Here is an 18306-nt window from a genome sequence, read left to right as displayed (position 1 = left end):
ATCTTATATCGTTTGACATAAGATGGTTTGGTAAGTCAAAAAAGTTTACAATGATGAAACAGGAGTCTGACGCTTGAGACTAAAGTCTCCCGTGACCTTTCATCCCTGGACTGAAGTCACAGGGTTTTCAGCTTGTCTCCTATAATAAGGAAGCAGTTACTTCGGATAAACAACAATGGCTCGAAACCAGGCAGACATCGATATTGCCCCCTTGATCGACTACGGCCTGATCGATCCGACTGCGACGCCAGATCAAGTAGAAAACTGTTGCCAACAAGCAGAGAGATTTGGGTTTGCGACAGTGTGCGTGTATCCCGCCTACGTCCGACAAGCAGTTCAATTGCTGCACGGCAAAAAGCCCAAAGTCTGCACTGTTATCGGTTTTCCCACTGGTGCTTCGACTTCAACGGTAAAACTTTACGAAGCTCTAGAAGCCGCAGATAATGGAGCCGTAGAGTTAGATGTCTCTGTTAACTTAGGATTATTGAAAGCTGGCAGAATCGACGAATTCCACCGGGAATTAGCCGAAATTTGCGAACAAACCGGAAAAACTATCAAAGCAATTATCGAAAGTTCGCTGCTTTCCGATGCCGAAAAACAATTAGCTGCTGAAATTTGTATGGAAGCTGGTGTTGCTTATATAAAAACCAACACTGGCTTTTTTGGCGCGGCGACAGTTGACGATGTGCGACTGCTGAACGAAGTTACGAAGGGACGGATTGGGATTAAAGCGGCTGGGGGAATTCGGACTCACGAACAAGCTTTAGATTTGGTAGTAGCTGGTGCTACTCGTTTGGGGACTTCTCGCGGCCCGGAATTAATCCGCCAGCGCGATAAATTAGGCAATAGTTAGTAGTCAGTAGTCATTAGTCAGTAGTCATTAGTCAGTAGTTAGTAGTCAGTAGTTAGTAGTTAGATCGAATTCAGTAGCATCGGAACGATCGAACCGCGAAGACGCTTGTAGTGCGATCGGCGGCGAAGCCGTTCCCCAAGGGTAGTAAGGACGTACATCTTCTTCTTTCTCTGACTTCGCGTTCTTAGCGCCTTCGCGGTTCGTTATAGCAAGCCTCGCATCATTTGTATAATTTATTGTAGGGTTCTTCCCCTCGCAAAAAGCTGCGATCCTTGGGGGTCGGCACTCTTAGCACTACCTACAAATTTTGCGAATCCTGCAATGATTGCTATAGATATTACCGCCTATTAATTATCATTTAGTTATTAGTTATTAGTTATTAGTCATCAGTTATCAGTCATTAGTTAGTCATCCGCGTTAGGAGGGGGCGGTTGAAACTGCTGAGCGAGTCAAAGTTTTGTCGGCCGCTTGCCGACTGGTTCATAAAGGGGAACCCAGACCTGGATTTGGTATTGTAGTAATTCTAAAATCTAAAATCTAAAATCGAGTGAATCGAACTTACAAAGCAACTGGAATCAATCTTAAGAGTGCGCCCATCGGCGAATCCGATCGCCTGCTGACAGTTTTGACGCGGGAATTCGGCTTAATTCGAGCTGTAGCGCCCGGTGTTCGCAAACAGCGATCGAGCATTGGCGGTAGAAGCGAGTTATTTGTCGTCAACGAATTGCTAATTGCTAAAGGCCGATCGCTCGACAAAATTACCCAAGCGTCCACCGTCGAATCCTATCCGGGTTTGAGCCGCAACTTGGGAAAACTCGCAGCCGCGCAATATCTGGCCGAATTGGCGATCGCCAGCGCCCTTTCCGACGAGCCCCAAGAAGACCTCTTCTTTTTGCTGGGCGAACACTTGAGCCGTTTGGAGCGTTTGTCCGATCGCACAGAAATCCAATCCGCCGCCGTCCTCATCGCCCACCTCGCCCAAGGTATTTTTCACTTGCTCGCCCTAGCCGGGCTCGCGCCCCAAGTCCAAGTCTGCGGCACCACCAGACAACCGATCGCCCCCAATTTCAGCGATCCGAACTGGCAAACCGGCTTTAGTATACCCTCTGGGGGAACCTTTAGCTTGCCAGAATTAGCTAACTTAGAAGCTGAACTATCCTCTGAAATTGGCAGCTCCTACAGAGTCGCTTCCCGTTCCCGGCCAACGAGCGACAGCAAACACTTGACAAACTTCCATATAAATGCTAAGGAATTAGCAGCGCTGCAACAGTTGGGTAGTGCAGAACTAGAAGAGGGGATTGCCGATCGCGCAGCTTGGGTATCTGTCGAAAATATTTTGCGACAGTATGCCCAGTATCATTTAGGTTGCACGATTCGATCGGGAAGCTCGATCGACACTTACTTAGAGAATTTTGAGTTTTAAATTTTAGGTTAAAGAAGTGAACGGGCGATCGTACAGCACCCCGAGCCGGCGGATATCCGAACCTGTCAGCAATTTCAGGTAAATTTCCAACATTCTCGCAACATTAGATAATAGATCAAGTTATAAATTATTAAATTTAGGAGCTAAAAAACTCAATTTGAACTTCACATCCCCAACCCTGAACCATCCCCAGCGAGCCACCCCCCAATCCTATGATGCGACTGTCCGATTCTGATTTGAGAACATCTATTTTAGCTGCGACCAACCACAAGATGGAAGAACGAGAAAATTGTCCAGATTTTCAGTCGGAGCCTGTTTTGGCCGATCGACAATGGAGCAACGCCCAACACACAGAAATGGATAAATATCCGACAAATCCAGAAACAGACGCGAGCAAAAGTAACGGCCAACCACCCGCAGCAATCCCCCCGCAGCCAAAAGCAGAGCCAGCAGCAGAAATATCCGAAACATTTACCGAAACTCCCGAAACACAAACAGGATTTTTGCCAGTCATCAAAAACCGCAATTTTCTAGCACTGTGGAGCGGACAAATATTCTCCCAACTAGCAGATAAAGTTTATCTCGTACTGACGATCGCCCTCGTAGCCAGCCGGTTTCAAGCGCCAGATCAAAGCATCAGCAGATGGGTATCAGCAATCATGATCGCCTTTACCATACCCGCAGTGCTGTTCGGTGCCGCTGCAGGCGTGTATGTCGATCGGTGGCCGAAAAAAGCCGTGCTCGTAGCCACAAACCTGCTGCGGGGAGGCTTCGTACTAGCATTACCCCTGCTGCTGTGGCTCTCAGACGGTTTTGAAATCGGTAAACTACCCCTGGGATTCTGCTTGCTGCTGCTAGTAACATTCCTAGTTTCGACCCTAACTCAATTTTTCGCCCCAGCAGAACAGTCAGTGATTCCGCTAATTGTGGAACGCCGCCACCTGCTATCGGCAAACTCCCTCTACACCACCACCATGATGGGTTCGGTGATTATTGGCTTTGCCGTCGGAGAACCCTTACTAGCTTTAGCCGACACCCTATTCACCAACCTCGGCGGCGGAATCGGCATCGGCAAAGAAATAGTAGTAGGCGGAAGTTACGCCTTCGCCGGAGTGCTGTTGCTGTTGATGAAAACAGGCGAAAAAAACGAACCCGAACACGAACCGCCACATCCCCTAGCAGATTTAAAAGACGGCCTGCGTTACATCAACGATCAACCGAAAGTCCGCAATGCTTTAATTCAACTAATTATTCTATTTTCCATTTTTGCAGCCTTGGCAGTTCTAGCGGTGCGGCTGGCAGAAATGCTGCCCGGTATGAAAGCGTCGCAATTTGGCTTTTTGCTGGCTGCGGTGGGTGTGGGGATGGCTGTTGGGGCAACAACTGTCGGCTATCTCGGTCACAAATTTTCTCATTCCCAACTGAGTTTAATCGGATCGGTTGGGATGGCACTTGCTCTGCTGGGCCTTTCTGCATTTACACACCATTTGTGGATCTCGGTGCTTTTTATTACCCTGTTGGGTTTATTTGCCTCATTGGTAGGAGTGCCGATGCAGACGACAATTCAATCAGAAACCCCAGAAGAAATGCGGGGAAAAGTCTTCGGGCTGCAAAATAATGCCACTAATATCGCTTTGAGTTTACCATTAGCTTTGGCGGGAGTAGCGGAAACATTTCTGGGTTTACCCGCTGTGTTTTTGGCTTTGGCTGGATTGGCGATCGCTGGCGGTGTCTTAACCTGGTATATTTTCCGTAGCACTAATAGCAAAGTCGATCGAATCTAAAAAATAACAAACTCTGATTTACTCGAATGCACATCGCTTGGCTAGGAAAAAAATCACCTTTTTGCGGTAACGTCACTTACTCCAGGGAAGTCACCAACGCACTGTTAGACCGGGGATACCAGGTAAGTTTCCTGCACTTTGCCCAAGAAGCCGGCCCGCTGGACAGGAACAATACAGCGTGGAGCATGGCAAATGGGAAACGGGGAGCTTCCATTGCTCAAACTTCATTTACCAATTCGCTCTCGCCGGCGAGTTGCAATGAAGTTTCTTTACCCTGTCACTACAAATCGCAAATTTATACGATTCCGACTCTCAAATCCCGCACCGTGTTGATGAAATCTTTGCGGAGGCTGAAACCCGATGTTGTTCACGCTTCCCTGACGCTTTCGCCTCTAGACTTTCTGCTGCCGGAAATTTGTCAAGAATTGAATTTGCCTTTGGTGGCGACTTTTCACCCGCCGTTCGATCGCAAATTGCGGAATTTGACATCGGGAACTCAACACCTGATGTATCAACTGTATGCTCCGTTTTTGGCTCACTACGACTCGACGATCGTATTTTCTTACATTCAGCGAGATATTTTGGTGAAGTTGGGAGTGCCGGAAGAACGGGTAGCTGTGATTCCCAATGGCGTAGACGCGACGAAGTATTCTCCTGGGCCTTCGGGGTTGAAGTCGGAGTTAAAGGCCGATCGACTTTTTGTCTACCAAGGCAGGATTGCGCCGGAGAAAAATGTTGAGGCTCTACTGAAGGCTTGGAAACACTGTAATTTTGAGCCTGGTAACGTATTGGCCATCGTGGGCGACGGGCCCTTAGCTGCGTCGCTGCAACTGTCCTACGGCGAAGAGGAGGGCATTGTGTGGCTCGGATTTGTCGCCGAGGAGGAGCGCCGGATCGAAATTCTGCGTGGTGCAGATGTATTTATTTTGCCTTCTTTGGTGGAGGGACTGTCGCTGTCGCTGCTGGAAGCGATGGCCTGCGGTTTAGCTTGTTTGGCAACGGATGCCGGTGCTGACGGCGAAGCCTTGGAGGAAGGGGCGGGGATAGTTTTGAACACTCAGCGGGTGCGGAGTCAGTTACAAACTTTGCTGCCGCTGTTTTGCGATCATCCTGAGTTTGGAATGCTGCTTGGCCAAAAAGCACGCCAACGGGCGATCGAGCGGTACACTCTCAGTCAGAATATTACTGAGCTAGAAAAGCTGTACTCAGAGGTTTTGCAGAAGCAGCGCGTGCCACTTCGGGGCTTGGCATAACTTAGTCATTAGTCATTAGTCATTGGTCATTAGTTGTTGGGAATTGGTTAGTTGTTATTGGTTATTAGTTATTGGTTATTGGTTACTCGCTACGAATTCCCAATCCCTCCGCTTCGCTCCGCCCAATTCTCAATTCCCAATAACAACTAACAACTAACAGCTAACAGCTAACAGCTAACAGTCAACAGTCAACAGTCATTAGTCATTAGTCATTAGTCATTAGTCATTGGTCATATCATGTCCGTTCGATTTCTCCAGCCGAGGCAGAGCAAGAGTGATATGGGTTCCCAGGCAGAGCCTCGGAACCAGTTAAACCAGTCAAGGAGGACTAACATTAAACGCCAATTGCGATCGATAAAAACAAACATCGAACTCCATAAAGAAATTCACCTGACCCAAAATCAACGGTACATTTTCAGCCCGAGTCCAATTTCCCCTAAAGCATTATTAACAGATACAAAAGAAAATCGTTCCACATTACTCATCCTTTTGAGCTTTCGATTGCTTTAAAACTCCCAGCATCGTCTGTGCAGCATCAAACGCATCATAGGGAGACCAAACATCACACACCGCCCCAGATGCGATCAAATCCTGTTCCTGACTCTGCATACATCCCATCAGAATTTGCAAGGTTACTTCCTCCACAGAAATACCGCGCCGCTCAGCAGACTGTAAGAGATATTGCTCCAATTCAGGTGATAGATTCAGCGTCAAATTCATAAACCGCTCCTATTTGTTGGTAATTGCTGCGTTAAAACCTTCAATCTTCAATCTAAAATTGCCTAACTTCCCGGACGCAAATAATCCAAAAGCCTATCGCCCGAATCGGCCCGAATCAAAGCAACCACAACATCCGGCAAACTTCCCAAACTTGGATAAACAAAATAACGCGGTTCCCAGCGCGGCCCAAACTTATCTTTAAAACTGTGCAATCCCTTAAAATTATAAAACTTGCTCAAGTGATCCGAAAGATAAATCAAAACCTTTTCTAACCGCCCGGATTTACCCTCTTCTCCGACTCCCGCCAAAGCCGACAAACCCAAATCAAATTCTGCATAGCCCAATTCTTGACAGTGCTGCAACATCGAAGCAAACAAACACTCCATCGTGCCATTTTCTACCTCAGTGCGCCGCCGCATTAAATCAACTCCGATCGCATCATTACCCACAGATATCATATTCGCAAAAGCACTAATTTTACCGTCGGGAGTGTGAATTGCTACGGCGCGCGTTTTCTGCAAATATGCCTCGTTAAACCAACCCACAGAAAACTGTTTTTCCGCACCCTGAACCATTTGCAGCCACTCGTCGCTAACAGATTTCATTTGTCGCATCAATTCCAAACTTAAAGGAGGTTCGTAAAATTCAATACGATGGCCTGCTTTTGTCAGTCGGTTAATCGCAGTTCTTAAGTTTTGATTTGCCTTGCCTTTGAGAGTAAAACTTTTGAGATTTACAATCGCTTCTTCGCCAATTTGTAATACTCGAAAACCGAGAGTAGAATACATTTCTAAATCGTCGGGCAAAGTTTGATAAAATGCTGGATACCAATCGTTGCGATCGCAAAATTCTTGAAACCCCAGAATTGCCTCTTTGCGGTCTTCTGCAGGCCCGATGGGGTCTCCGAGGGCGATCGCGCCTCTACCTTTGGGCACGTAGGCGATCGTACTTTTTCCCGAAGCACTAAAATAATAAGATTTATCCTCAAGCAACGCCAGTCTCGCTAGGGTTGTCCGCCCGTATTCTTCTACAACTTCCTGAGCTTTATTGCGTTCCGAAATACTTGCCGAATTTCGCAGCAGCACCGGCCGCAGCAGCATCAAAAGTGCGTAACCAAGCGTTACCGCACCGACAGCATAAATCGAATCTGCGAAAAAGTTAGCAAACCGAGTTTTCGGAACCAAACCCGCATTGTCCGCCGTAAAAAACATAGCGAAAGTCTGGTACAAAGCATCGTCCAAATTGAAATTAACTGCTCGTTCGTTAACTTCAAAACGCCCGTCCAATATATAAAAACCAGCCGTACCGTAAGCGAGTGTAAATAATAAAGCGCCTACCAAAACGCGGATTCCTTGAGCAATTGAAGGGCGATCGGATTGAGCGGTAAATGTCTTCCGCATCACCAATAATTGCAACAGCAGCACCCCAGAAAGCAAACTTTCTTCAATATCTAATCCCTTAACTAAATGAACTACGATAGAAACGTTTAACAGTCCCACAGTCAACAACCAAGCAATCCGCTTGCGCCGCAACAAATTAGCAGCTAAAGTTAGCAACATAAACCCGATAACTGCTGCAAAAAAATGGCTTCCTGCACGGACGGTAAAAGGAAAAAACGGTTCCAGCCAATTTCGGCGATCGGGTAAACTGGGAGTTACGGCAGATAGCAGGTTAATAATTCCTACCAATCCAGTTAAAAACGATGCCGTCCATAGTCCAATCCTATTTTTTCGGGATAACACTGTTCACCTTAATAATTTTAATAACATTTGCCCTAGGGATATATTATGAAAGCAATGGCCGATCGCGATTGTGTTTTGTGTTCGGGGTAGGCTGGTTTTGGTAAGAAAGCCGGTTTTTTTGTTTGATGAGTTTTATTTAGGTTCGTAGTTGGGTGGGGGCGGGTTTATGTAAATTGTCGGTGGGAATTAAAGATTGTTGGTGAAGTCGCCCCTACCTGGGCAATATTTTTCTTAGCTGCGACTACGACTTGGGGAATATTTTCCTTACCACCCACAGCATAACTAATATCAGCCCGCCCAATCCTAAACCGCCAAGCAAACTCCAGATAATCGTCGCGGTGAAGGGATGAAGCGGGAGGGAAGAATCGGGTTGCCATTTAATGGGTGTATCCTTGATTAGGGATAGGCTGCTGAAAAGATTTGGCCGCCGCCGATCGCAGTTCCGACAAAAAAGATGATATTCTCAAGTTGGCGATCGCGCTTTTTATCATTTTATCTCGATCGCGATCTTTCTGCTCTTCTTCCTTTTGCTTGTATAATTGTATTTGTTCGCGATCGCGCTGATGTTCCCTTTCTCCCTGTTCCCCGCTCAACTGCGCCTGTTCGATTTCCACCATCCCGCGAATTGGAGAATGGCCGTTAACAATCGCGGATTTGCGCTCGAATTTCATTCATTGGGTAGCGAGAAACCGGGTTTCTATGAGATTTTCGGTTGGGCGCAATAAATCTCGAAACAAACCCGGTTTCGGGGATTTAAGTCCATCTAATTCTATCGTTTCGTAGCGAGGAACCGGGTTTCTATGAGATTTTCGGTTGGGCGCAATAAATTTCGAAACAAACCCAATTTCTGGGATTTAGGAAGAAATTCGGTTTCTATATAAATCCGGCTTTGTATTGATTAAAACTTAGAATATCTCCCGATTAACTATCGGGAGAATATCAATACTACTCCAGAATCCAAGGACTCAAGCAAGAAGTCCAATTACTCAATTCATCCGATTTGAACCAGAGATTAATTTCTTGGTTCGCAGTTTCCACAGCATCAGAACCGTGAATGATGTTGCGGCCGACATTCACACCAAAATCGCCGCGAATTGTCCCAGGTTCAGAATACAGAGGATTTGTAGCGCCAATGATTTTTCTCGCCGACGCCACCACGCCCTCGCCTTCCCACACCATCGCCACCATTGGCCCAGAAATGATGAAGTCTACCAGTCCCGCAAAAAACGGTCTTTCTTTGTGTACGGCGTAATGCTGTTCGGCTAGTTCCCGACTCGCCGTGATTAGCTTCATCCCAACTAGCGTGAAGCCTTTGGCTTCAAAACGACTGATAATTTGACCGACGAGTCCGCGCTGTACGCCGTCGGGTTTAATCGCTAAAAAAGTCCGTTCCAAGATTAACTCCTATTATTTTCTTAACCGATCCAAAAGATAGAGTAGCTCACAATGTACCCAATGGCAATTCTGGGAAGAGCAAATTGTTATTTTAGACAGAAGTGTCATTGCGAGGAACGAAGCAATCGCCGAGACTAAGATTGCTTCGTTTTAATGAATTATATCGTTTCCGCTTGCATCGTCAGGTGATTTAACCGGCGCTAGAACACAGAGTACACAGAGTCCGAGAATATATATCTGAATCATTCCGATGAAGAGAGGATTTGATATTATGGCGACTTCCGGCTGCTTTGGGGTGAAGAAATTCAAAAAATGCGCTCGCTTTGTTCGGTGCTAGAACGGTATGCTTGGAAAGCTTCTCTCCTTCAGAAGTTGGTTTTAGTCGAAGTCCTGGAAGCAACTGCTACGTTTTTTTTCGAGGCGGCGCTAGCTGTGGTAATGGAGTTGCAAGAAGCTACTAACAAAGAATATGTTTATTTTGAAGGAGGTTCTGTGGGTTGGGAAAGTCATCAGATTGTGAACACACCTGAAATGTTGCAAGTTTTGACAGAGATGGAAGTTACTGATTCCGAACGTCAAGCGGCTTTAAAATTAGCAAAAGATGTATTTGAATTATTTACTGAAGCGATGAAAGAGTTGTTCGGACCCAGCAAAACAAATTCTGGCAATACTGTGCTGCAAGTATCTTCGATTCCTGCGTTCGATCGCGCTTTTGAGTATCAATAAATCTGAGATTGTTAGTGCCAATAAATCTGCGATGGGGCGGGCGGGTTTTGCCTGTGTTTTGTCGCTTTTTTCTGGGATGTTCAGCTCAACCCGCCCCGACAATTAATGACTTACTTAAACTATTACTAAATTGTCTCGGTGTACTGCTGTTTCTACGCCTGCGTAGCCTAAAATTTCTGCAATTTTATCGGACTTACATCCCTGAATTTGTTTCAGTTCTAAACTGCTATAATTCACAAGTCCTCTGGCAATTTGTTTGCCTTCTCCGTCGCACAACTGCACGGAATCATCTGCTTGAAACTCTCCTTCTACTTGAAAAATTCCGGCAGCTAACAGCGATTTTCCGCCGTGGGAAATTGCTTTGACAGCACCCGCATCTAAATACAGTTTTCCTGCTGGAATTAGCACGTTGGCTATCCAGTGTTTGCGAGCGTTTACTGGGCGAGGTTGCGGCTCGAATTGAGTGCCGATCGACTCTCCGTTAAGTATTTTTTCGATATTACCAGGAAAACAGCCGTCTGTGATGACTGTCCGCACTCCCGATGCTGTGGCGATTCTGGCTGCTTCAATTTTTGTTAGCATTCCGCCGGTTCCCCAACCGCTGCGGGAATCTCCTATTTTGATCTGCAATTCTGTGAGCTGTGCCATACTTTGGACTAAGGCGATCGGCTGCGCGTCGGGATTGCTGCGCGGATCGGCAGAATACAGCCGATCGACATCTGTGAGCACGAACAACCAATCTGCTTCTACCAAACTCGCTACTAGCGCCGAAAGCGTGTCGTTATCGCCAAATTTGAGCTCGTCTACGGCTACTGTATCGTTCTCGTTGACGATCGGAATCACGCCCAACTTCAGCAGTTGCCCAAAGGTATTGCAAGCGTTAACATAACCGTTGCGCTGCACTAAATCGCCCCTCGTGAGCAATACTTGGGCGATCGGCTGTTGTAGAGTAGTAAACAAGTCATCGTACACGCGCATCAGCCGCCCTTGCCCCACAGCAGCCACAGCCTGTTTCATAGCGATATTTCGCGGGCGTTCCGTCAAACCCAAGCGCGCGCAACCCACGCCCACCGCACCGGAAGAAACCAAAACTACTCGATGGCCGCTCTGCCGCAAACCTGCTAATATTTCGACTAATGCAGCAATAGTTGAGAGAGCTAAGTTTCCGGTAGTCGATCGAGTCAGTGTCGAAGTTCCTATTTTGATAACAATAGTTTGAGTCATTTGTTGTTTGTTGTTTGTTGTTTGTTGTTTGTTATTTGTTATTTGTTGTTTGTTGTTTGTTATTTGTTATTTGTTGTTTGTTATTTGTTGTTTGTTATGACAATCAGAGCTTTTTTATTTAATTGCGATCGAGTTCCAAACGGCTTATTCATAAACAATATTTCAGATTAATTACTAATATACCTCTCCAATAACTATTGTGGAACAGGCATCCTGCCTGTTCCAAACAGGCTTTTTATGATATGTCTAATCACTGATGATACCAAATCCGGGTAATATATGATTCGGCGGTTGAAACCGCGTCTACACAAACGATGTCGGCCTGCGCCGACTGGTTCATAAAGGGTATCCAAAACCCGAATTTGGTATGACTGCTAACTACTAACCAATTACCAATGACTAATGACAACTAACTACTGACAACTGACAACTAACTACTGACAACTGACAACTAACTACTGACAACTGACTACTGACTAATCTTTAATTTTCAGAGTTGCCCCCAAAGCTTGAGAAACCCACACTTCAAAAGAGCGCACCGGATACTTACGAAGCGCGTAGCCAGCATCAATCATTGGCTCGACTAAAATAGTAAACATACCCAAACGATTGCCGGCCAAAACATCAGTAAAAAGTCGATCGCCCACCATCGCCACCTGTTCCACCGGCAAATTCATCGCCGTCACAGCTTTTCGCAACTTGCGGCGCGACGGTTTAGCAGCACCAGTAATATAAGGTAGATTCAACGACTCAGCAATTCGACCGATCCGAGTCTGACTTAAATTATTGCTCGCCAACCACAGCGATACTATCGGTTTAATTTCTTCCACCCACACGCTGAGTTCGGGAGAAGCATTCATTGCTGTCATGGGAACGAGAGTGTCGTCCACATCCAAAACTAATCCTTTAATCTGATATTCCTGAAGAATATCTGCAGTTAAATTTACGATCGAATTGCCTAAAACTAAGTCAGGCTGTAATAGTTTACCCCAAGTCATAATGATTTTAGAGTTGAGATTTTAGATTTTAGATTCAGAAATAAGAAATTGGAAGTTAAGGATTAAAAAAGTAAAAAATCTCCAGCAAGCGTTATTGCTTTTGCTTTGTTACTTTTTACTTTTGTATTAGTTTTTGCCAATCTATTGACCCGATCGCACTTTTTGGTCAACTTGAGCCACAGCAGCATTGTGTTCGGCCAGGGTGCGGCTGAAAATGTGAGTGCCGTCGTACCGAGCCATAAAATACAGATATTCCGTATTTTCAGGAGCCAGAGTAGCTTCCAAACTGGCAATTCCCGGAGATGCGATCGGAGTTGGCGGCAGCCCTACATTGATATAAGTATTGTAAGGAGAAGGCGTTTCCACCTGCTTAAAAGTCAAAGGCTTCTCCTTAGTTTGCCTGATGCCGAGGGCATATTCAACTGTAGGATCGGAGCCCAAGGGCATATTGTTTTTCAGACGGTTGTTGAACACGCCTGAAATGCGATTGCGCTCGCTCGCCACCACGGCTTCTTTTTCCACAATACTCGCCAGCGTCACCCACTCTTTCAAAGAAAACTTAGTATTGTTCTGATTTTTTTGATAGACCGGCAAAGCTAACCGCTCGAAACGATCGAGCATTTGCTTAATGACAGCTTCCGGGCTAATTGCATCGCCGTCTAGCTGATAAGTATCCGGGTACAAAAACCCTTCCAAATGAGGCAAGCCGCTGGGTAGCCAAGGGTACTGAGCGTAGGGAACTTGACTCGCTGCCGCCATAAAATCCTTAGCCGGGAAAAAACCTTGGGCTTCAAAATAAGCACTCATTTGTTGCATCGACCACCCTTCGGGAATCGTGAAACTCTGCTGTGCGACTTCGCCATTCCAAATTTTCTCAGCAACCGCACTCAGAGGCTGAGTCGCCGACAGTTGGTAAGTTCCGGCTTTAAAACCTCCGTCGCGGTTTTGCATTGTCAGCCAGCGGGCCCACATATCCCATGCTCCTGCCGATCGAATTAAGCCCGCGGCTTCCAAATCCTGCCCGATTTGTTGACTGGAAGTACCGGGGGGAATTTGGATGGAAACAGCAGCACCATCTCCCGCAGAAGTTGACGTGTCAGCGATTTTAGGAGCGGCCGAAGCCCAGCTCCACCAAGCCCAGCCCTGCCAAGCGCAAACACCCCAAATAGCCGGCAGCAACACCAGATAAAACAACCATTTTGAAAGTTGCGGAGCAGCTTTTCGGCTCTCAGACTCGCTGCTTTTTGTCAGTTGTTCTTTGCTCATAGTGCGTTGTCCTCGATAAGCGCCAATTAATTAACGACTAATGACTAACTCTCTGCGATTGTTGACCGAAAGTCAGGGATGCAGCCTGTTCGATCCACCCAAAAACTGATATAAGCCCCCGAGTTCAGTCGTGGAGAGACTGAAATTTTAGACAAGAGTTCAACATCCCAGATTCACCTAGCTGCAAGTAAATCTAAAATCTAAAATCTTAAATCGACGCTCCGCAACCATATTGGCGCGGCTCAATTCAACACCCTGAGCGGACAGGGCAGAAGGCACAATCTCGAAAAAGTTCGATCGGGCAAGCAGTTAACTTCTAACCATAAGATAATCAAAAATTGTGCTTTTTGCCGTCAGGTCTTCTGCCTGCAATCAATATCTAATCAAGCTCGTCAAAAAACTGGTCTTCTAGCATCGGCAACATCGGTTCGAGCCTTTGAAACTCTTCTTCCGAGAGCAATTCTGGCTCGCCGTCATCATTGATGCGAGCCAAGATAAAGAACGGATCGAGAGGGGTATAAATGGCATATTCCTGTTCTTCGTGATAGAAGCTTGTCAGCCACATAAGTTCCTCGAAATCCGACTCTTCATCGGGATCGGTATCCGGTGCCATCTCCTCGTCGGGAAATTCTGGCAATTCGCCAACTACAGTCAGCGTCACCGCCGTGCGCCGGAGTGTCAAGTTCTGCTCTTGCAGCACAACTTGAGCAATATCAAAAATTTTGTCAATTTCGGTCTCGTCTTCTACAGGAATTGCTGCTTCGTCGCTTTCGTCTCCGTGCCAAGTAAAAATTTCTACTGGAGAGTCGATCGGAATCAGCAAAGCATATTCTTGACCTTCTAGGTTCATCGAATGCTCTATGTTGCAAGTCAGCGATCGCCCGAATTCATCCGTCAGGGTGACGGACTCTTCGTTGGAACTGCCATTCTCTTTGCGGTTTGGGGATGAGGACATCGCGTGTATCTTAATTTTCCGTCAATTATTCAGTAATTTGTGCTTGACAATGGGGAGTTTTCGTGGCGATATTCTGGCGGCGCGGGCGATCGCCAGCCCACAAGTTTAAACTGCGAGACTCGCGGCATTTTCCACGCGGAGAGTGCAGCGTTTAAATTTCTGTCTAGTCCAGAGCGATACTGAGGACAAATCACAATTTTGTGCTGCTTCAGTACCGAAGGGTACAGCGAAATTTTCTCAAGTATGTCAACGGTTACAGGTGTGCCTAGCAAACTTGCACAACTAGGATATCACGGCTTTGTTAAAAGCTATCACGATTGGGAACAGGGGCGATATTTTGTCTTCTCATATCCAACCACCGCTGCAAAATCAGGGCTGCTGCTTTGCGATCGATCGAACCCTTATTTCGGGAAGGCGACATTCCTTGTGCTTGAATCAATTCCTCTGCCTCAACCGAAGTCAGGCGCTCATCTACGTATTCTAGGGGGAGCTCTAAGGCCTCGGCGATGCGGCCAGCATATTTTTGCACTTGTCGCGCTTGATTGCCCAATTCTCCGTTCATGGAGTAGGGCAAGCCTGCAACCAAAATTTTCACTCCGCGCGATCGGACGAGTTCTCGCAGACAAGCTACGTCGCGATCGAAGGACGATCGCACCAGAGTAGTAATCCCCGTAGCGATTAAACCTGTGCCGTCACATCCGGCTATGCCAACTCGTTTGCTGCCGATATCTAATCCGAGGGCTGAAATCCATAATTTTTCGTTGGACATTATGATCGATTTTAGATTTTAGATTTACTGTTTTTTGGCGGATACAATTTTATTTAACGAACCGCGAAGACGCAAAGAACGCGAAGGAATAACAGAAGAAAGTAATAAGATAATAGGCAATATTAAGTTGGTATCAATCAAAAGCAGAAGGTAATTCCTGTAAACATGACAGAAAAAAATTAATTTGTTGAATGATTAATTCTATTCTTTTCTGCTTTCTACCTGCTACCTTCTGCTTTCAATTGTTAAGAATTGAGTTCTCCTAGGGAGCCGCCGTCTTGAGGCAATTCCGGCAAATTCAGAGGCAAAATGCTGTGGGCATCTGTTGCTGCGGATTCGGAATTTTGGCCGTTCAAGGGGTTAATTCGATCGGCTTTACCGTTTCCTGAGTCCGACAAAAACGGTTTAATCTCTGAGGACGCGGGCCCTGCTGCGGCTTCCCCAGCCATCGGGCCTAGCCAGGACATCCGACCCGGTACTGGTTTGCGAGTTGGTTGGAAGCTCTGCAACATTTCTGATAGTTGGAGTCCTTCGAGGGAGACTAACTTTGATTCGCGCAGTTTGTGCCATACCGATCGAGACATCAGCAAGCTGTGTTCCACGCGCACGGCTCCAAATTGCTCTAAATAAGCTTCGCGTTCCGGTTGATAGTCGGCGGAAGCTAGTTGCAAGCTTTGAACGGGGAAGTCTTGAACGAGTCGCGCCATCTGGGATAGCAGTTCCGGGTACAGCCAAGTGTAGGCCGGGTGTACGGTCAACTGGGCGACGTGTGGCGCTTCGCCGTTGCGGGATAGCTGCACCTGAAAATAGCCGATCGCGGCTTTGCGCTGCGGTTCAAACACGTAACCGCTGACTACTTCTGTTTTCGCCAGCCACTGTCTGGCACCTTCGACTAAAGCGCCGAAAAAACTGGTTTTGAAGTCTTGAATGTGCCGATCGAATACTTGGCGCACCAAGGGCGGCATCGATGCGGTATCGAGTTGATACAGCAATTGAGCGTCCGCGTTGCTGACCGGCAGCAGGTTGGGCAAATCTGGGGTTGAGTTTGCCATGAATTGCAGGCGTTCTGGAGCGATCGTCCAGTAAGTCATCTGCGCCAACGGCTGAAACCCGTTCTGCCGGTACAAAGCCAGGGAGTTTTTGTCGCCGACGTTCACCTCCAACAGCCACGTCCGCGCCTCCCAGACTGCCTCAAAGCAGTACCGCAGCAGCATGGAACCAATGCCTTTGCTGCGGGCTTCTGGGTCTACTCCGATGCGATCGATCCGCCAAGTGCTGCGGGTGCGGTTGAAAGGAGAAATCTGAATTATGCCCTTAACTTTCCCCTGTTCTTCAGCAACGTGGGCCCGAAACAAAGACTGACAAGGGTTGGGAAACAAGCTAAGCAGCTTTAGCATTCCGTACCAGCGACGAATCTGCTGCAATTTTTTACCTAGTACCAAGTCGCAGCTTGCACCCTTGCGTTTTTCTGGTTGTTCGGCTGTTTCCGCGCACAGTTGTTCCATCGCCTCGATGTCGCGGTACTGAAACGGGCGAATCACAACCTGGTTTTGGTTTTGAGAGGTAAATGAAGTCATAGCACGAAAGTGGGGAATGGAAGTTTTTAAATAAAATTTCAGAAAGGGGAAAAGTTAGGGAAGTTTTGAGTTTTGAAGGCGTTAATTTTGCGTTCAAAACTTAGAACCTGTTCGGGGACGCGAGCGCCTACAAAGAAACCGGGTTTTTTACTCTTGCTGTGGGTTACTGCGAAGGAAACGCTTTTAAAAACCCGGTTTCTGGCAGCCCGTGCGTCCGCGAACTAAAAACTTTTGATGCTTCTCCCTTTCTCGATCGAGGGAAAATTAAAAATTTCAAATCATCTTTTTTTAATTTTTAATTTGAATTTTTAATTTTCAGTTTTAAAATCAAGATTTCTGTGGCAGAGGTCGAATCAATACGACCGGTGTTCGCTCGTCAGCATTCCCGGCGGGGTTGCTTCGCAAGGCTTGCTCTAAAAATGTTACCGATAAATCGGAGGTCGCTGCTAATATCTTAACTGCTTTCAAGTCATTGGCGTCTACGATCGCCGCCGCAAGTCCGGTTTCTCGCTGAATTTGTTCTACAACTTGCTGGGGATTGTCCGGGCCAAGCACAATAAATTGGTCGAAGGGAGGCAGAGTCCCGGTAACGTCGTCGATTAGCCTTGCTTGTTCCCCTGCTAACTGGTAAAAGACTCCCGGTTTACCCAATATTTTAGCTACAGAGCCGATCGCAAATGCTGCAACTACGCGCCAAGGCCCAACTACATCCACCAAAGTTTGCATTCCGCAAGCCGTGGCCAAACTCGACATCGGCAAGAAAAACAAGCAAACTCGCTTGGCTACCCATCCGGGTTTAACTTCGCTGGGGTGGTGGTAGCGTCCCTGCATCAAAGCTAGGGGAGTTTCTGCAAGGGCGACAATATCACCTTTCTGGGCGCGCGGCAGCACGTAGCGCTTGACAATTTCGACGGGATCGTCTAGTTCTGCCAGTATGTGGGTGCGAATTGGCAAGACTTCGGCAACTCCGACATTGCGGGCGACGGGTACGGTGTCGGAGTTGGGAAATTGCAGCGGTACTACTACGTTGCGGATTTTGGGGATGCGCCCGCCTGGGCCGTAGGTGACGAAATGTATTTGCACCCAAGCTGACTGCAATTTGGTTAAATCTTGCCCTTGAATGTCTACAGAGACTTTAATTTTGGTGTTTTGTTGGGCTTTTACAATATAGCCGAACCAGTAATCGTCCGATCGGGCTTTTGCGTCTTTGTGACAAGGAATCACTTTTGTCTGGAAAGTCACGCCATCCAAACTTGCGTCTGACAGCAGTTTCACCTGTGCGCGCACTTCCGGCAACATCACCTCGAACCGCTGTGTCAGGTTGCGGAATTCCATTTCCCCGACTAAAAGATAGCGATTGGGTTCGTTTATGGCTAAGTGCCATTCTCCGGCTGTAAGTTCTAGTTTATTTGCACTCCCAGTCCGGCGATAGTTCAACTCTAGGCCCAATCCGCCCAATGCTAGCAGCGAACCTGCTGCTGCGATTCCTGTTGCTAAACTCTCAATCACTCAAATCACCGCCAATAATATTTTGTGTTTACTGTAGTCGATATCGGGTACTTCGCGATCCGATCCGGTAGTAATTGGAAGTTGTGGGGGTTGTTGGGGGCGGGGTTGGGAG

The 18306-nt window shown here is 47.0% G+C and carries 18 protein-coding genes; 5 read left to right on the top strand and 13 right to left on the bottom strand.

The genetic code is table 11. From position 1 onward, the window contains the following. Positions 1-175 precede the first annotated feature (175 nt). From deoC to IQ263_RS05130, 4 genes are all read left to right on the top strand, one after another. Positions 176-853 carry a deoxyribose-phosphate aldolase gene (gene deoC / locus IQ263_RS05145; protein ID WP_194008469.1) on the top strand — a complete coding sequence of 226 codons (678 nt, stop codon included), beginning with the start codon at positions 176-178 and terminating at the stop codon, positions 851-853. A 547-nt stretch (positions 854-1400) separates the two neighbouring features. Further along, on the top strand, positions 1401-2276 hold the full coding sequence (gene recO / locus IQ263_RS05140; protein WP_194066479.1) for a DNA repair protein RecO: 876 nt from the start codon (positions 1401-1403) through the stop codon (positions 2274-2276). Between the two features lie 212 nt (positions 2277-2488). Then, positions 2489-4060, top strand: coding sequence for an MFS transporter (locus tag IQ263_RS05135; RefSeq protein WP_194066478.1), 1572 nt, complete (start codon positions 2489-2491; stop codon positions 4058-4060). Between the two features lie 26 nt (positions 4061-4086). After that, entirely contained in the window at positions 4087-5313 is a 1227-nt protein-coding gene (locus IQ263_RS05130; RefSeq protein WP_194066477.1) for a glycosyltransferase family 4 protein, read from the top strand. 477 nt (positions 5314-5790) lie between these two features. Here the strand turns inward: IQ263_RS05130 and IQ263_RS05125 are convergent, their stop codons facing one another. The 5 genes from IQ263_RS05125 to ndk form a co-directional block, all read right to left on the bottom strand. Continuing rightward, on the bottom strand, positions 5791-6033 hold the full coding sequence (locus IQ263_RS05125) for a hypothetical protein (protein WP_194066519.1): 243 nt from the start codon (positions 6031-6033) through the stop codon (positions 5791-5793). A 62-nt stretch (positions 6034-6095) separates the two neighbouring features. Next, positions 6096-7775: a bifunctional lysylphosphatidylglycerol flippase/synthetase MprF gene (locus IQ263_RS05120; protein ID WP_194066476.1), complete on the bottom strand. Its 1680-nt coding sequence runs from the start codon at positions 7773-7775 to the stop codon at positions 6096-6098. A gap of 164 nt (positions 7776-7939) precedes the next feature. Next, entirely contained in the window at positions 7940-8152 is a 213-nt protein-coding gene (locus IQ263_RS05115) for a hypothetical protein (RefSeq protein WP_194008474.1), read from the bottom strand. Next, positions 8153-8446, bottom strand: coding sequence for a hypothetical protein (locus tag IQ263_RS05110; RefSeq protein ID WP_194066475.1), 294 nt, complete (start codon positions 8444-8446; stop codon positions 8153-8155). Between the two features lie 274 nt (positions 8447-8720). Continuing rightward, entirely contained in the window at positions 8721-9170 is a 450-nt protein-coding gene (ndk, locus tag IQ263_RS05105) for a nucleoside-diphosphate kinase (protein WP_194008476.1), read from the bottom strand. A 312-nt stretch (positions 9171-9482) separates the two neighbouring features. On the opposite strand from ndk, the gene IQ263_RS05100 reads away from it, so the two are divergent. After that, complete coding sequence (locus IQ263_RS05100; protein ID WP_194066474.1) at positions 9483-9896, top strand: hypothetical protein; 414 nt, start codon at positions 9483-9485, stop codon at positions 9894-9896. Positions 9897-10010: 114 nt separating this feature from the next. Here IQ263_RS05100 and proB read toward each other — a convergent pair whose 3' ends face one another. The 8 genes from proB to IQ263_RS05060 form a co-directional block, all read right to left on the bottom strand. Next, the gene (gene proB / locus IQ263_RS05095) at positions 10011-11120 is read right to left on the bottom strand and encodes a glutamate 5-kinase (RefSeq protein ID WP_194066473.1); all 1110 of its coding nucleotides are present in this window, start codon (positions 11118-11120) and stop codon (positions 10011-10013) included. A gap of 476 nt (positions 11121-11596) precedes the next feature. Continuing rightward, the gene (locus IQ263_RS05090; protein WP_194008478.1) at positions 11597-12118 is read right to left on the bottom strand and encodes a YqeG family HAD IIIA-type phosphatase; all 522 of its coding nucleotides are present in this window, start codon (positions 12116-12118) and stop codon (positions 11597-11599) included. 141 nt (positions 12119-12259) lie between these two features. Continuing rightward, positions 12260-13384, bottom strand: a complete 1125-nt coding sequence (gene mltG / locus IQ263_RS05085; protein WP_194066472.1) for an endolytic transglycosylase MltG — start codon at positions 13382-13384, stop codon at positions 12260-12262. 379 nt (positions 13385-13763) lie between these two features. Then, positions 13764-14339, bottom strand: coding sequence for a DUF3727 domain-containing protein (locus IQ263_RS05080; protein WP_194008480.1), 576 nt, complete (start codon positions 14337-14339; stop codon positions 13764-13766). A 29-nt stretch (positions 14340-14368) separates the two neighbouring features. After that, positions 14369-14533, bottom strand: a complete 165-nt coding sequence (locus IQ263_RS05075; protein ID WP_194066471.1) for a hypothetical protein — start codon at positions 14531-14533, stop codon at positions 14369-14371. Between the two features lie 107 nt (positions 14534-14640). Next, positions 14641-15108: a Holliday junction resolvase RuvX gene (gene ruvX / locus IQ263_RS05070; protein WP_194066470.1), complete on the bottom strand. Its 468-nt coding sequence runs from the start codon at positions 15106-15108 to the stop codon at positions 14641-14643. Positions 15109-15353: 245 nt separating this feature from the next. Beyond that, positions 15354-16685, bottom strand: coding sequence for a GNAT family N-acetyltransferase (locus IQ263_RS05065; protein WP_194066469.1), 1332 nt, complete (start codon positions 16683-16685; stop codon positions 15354-15356). Between the two features lie 327 nt (positions 16686-17012). Continuing rightward, complete coding sequence (locus IQ263_RS05060) at positions 17013-18194, bottom strand: F420-0:Gamma-glutamyl ligase (RefSeq protein ID WP_194066468.1); 1182 nt, start codon at positions 18192-18194, stop codon at positions 17013-17015. Positions 18195-18306: the final 112 nt, after the last annotated feature.

The sequence above is a fragment of the Tychonema sp. LEGE 06208 genome, from assembly GCF_015207505.1.
Classification (GTDB): Bacteria; Cyanobacteriota; Cyanobacteriia; order Cyanobacteriales; family Microcoleaceae; genus Microcoleus.
Note: the sequence above shows the minus strand (reverse complement) of the source record. Positions and strands in the feature narration are given on the sequence as shown.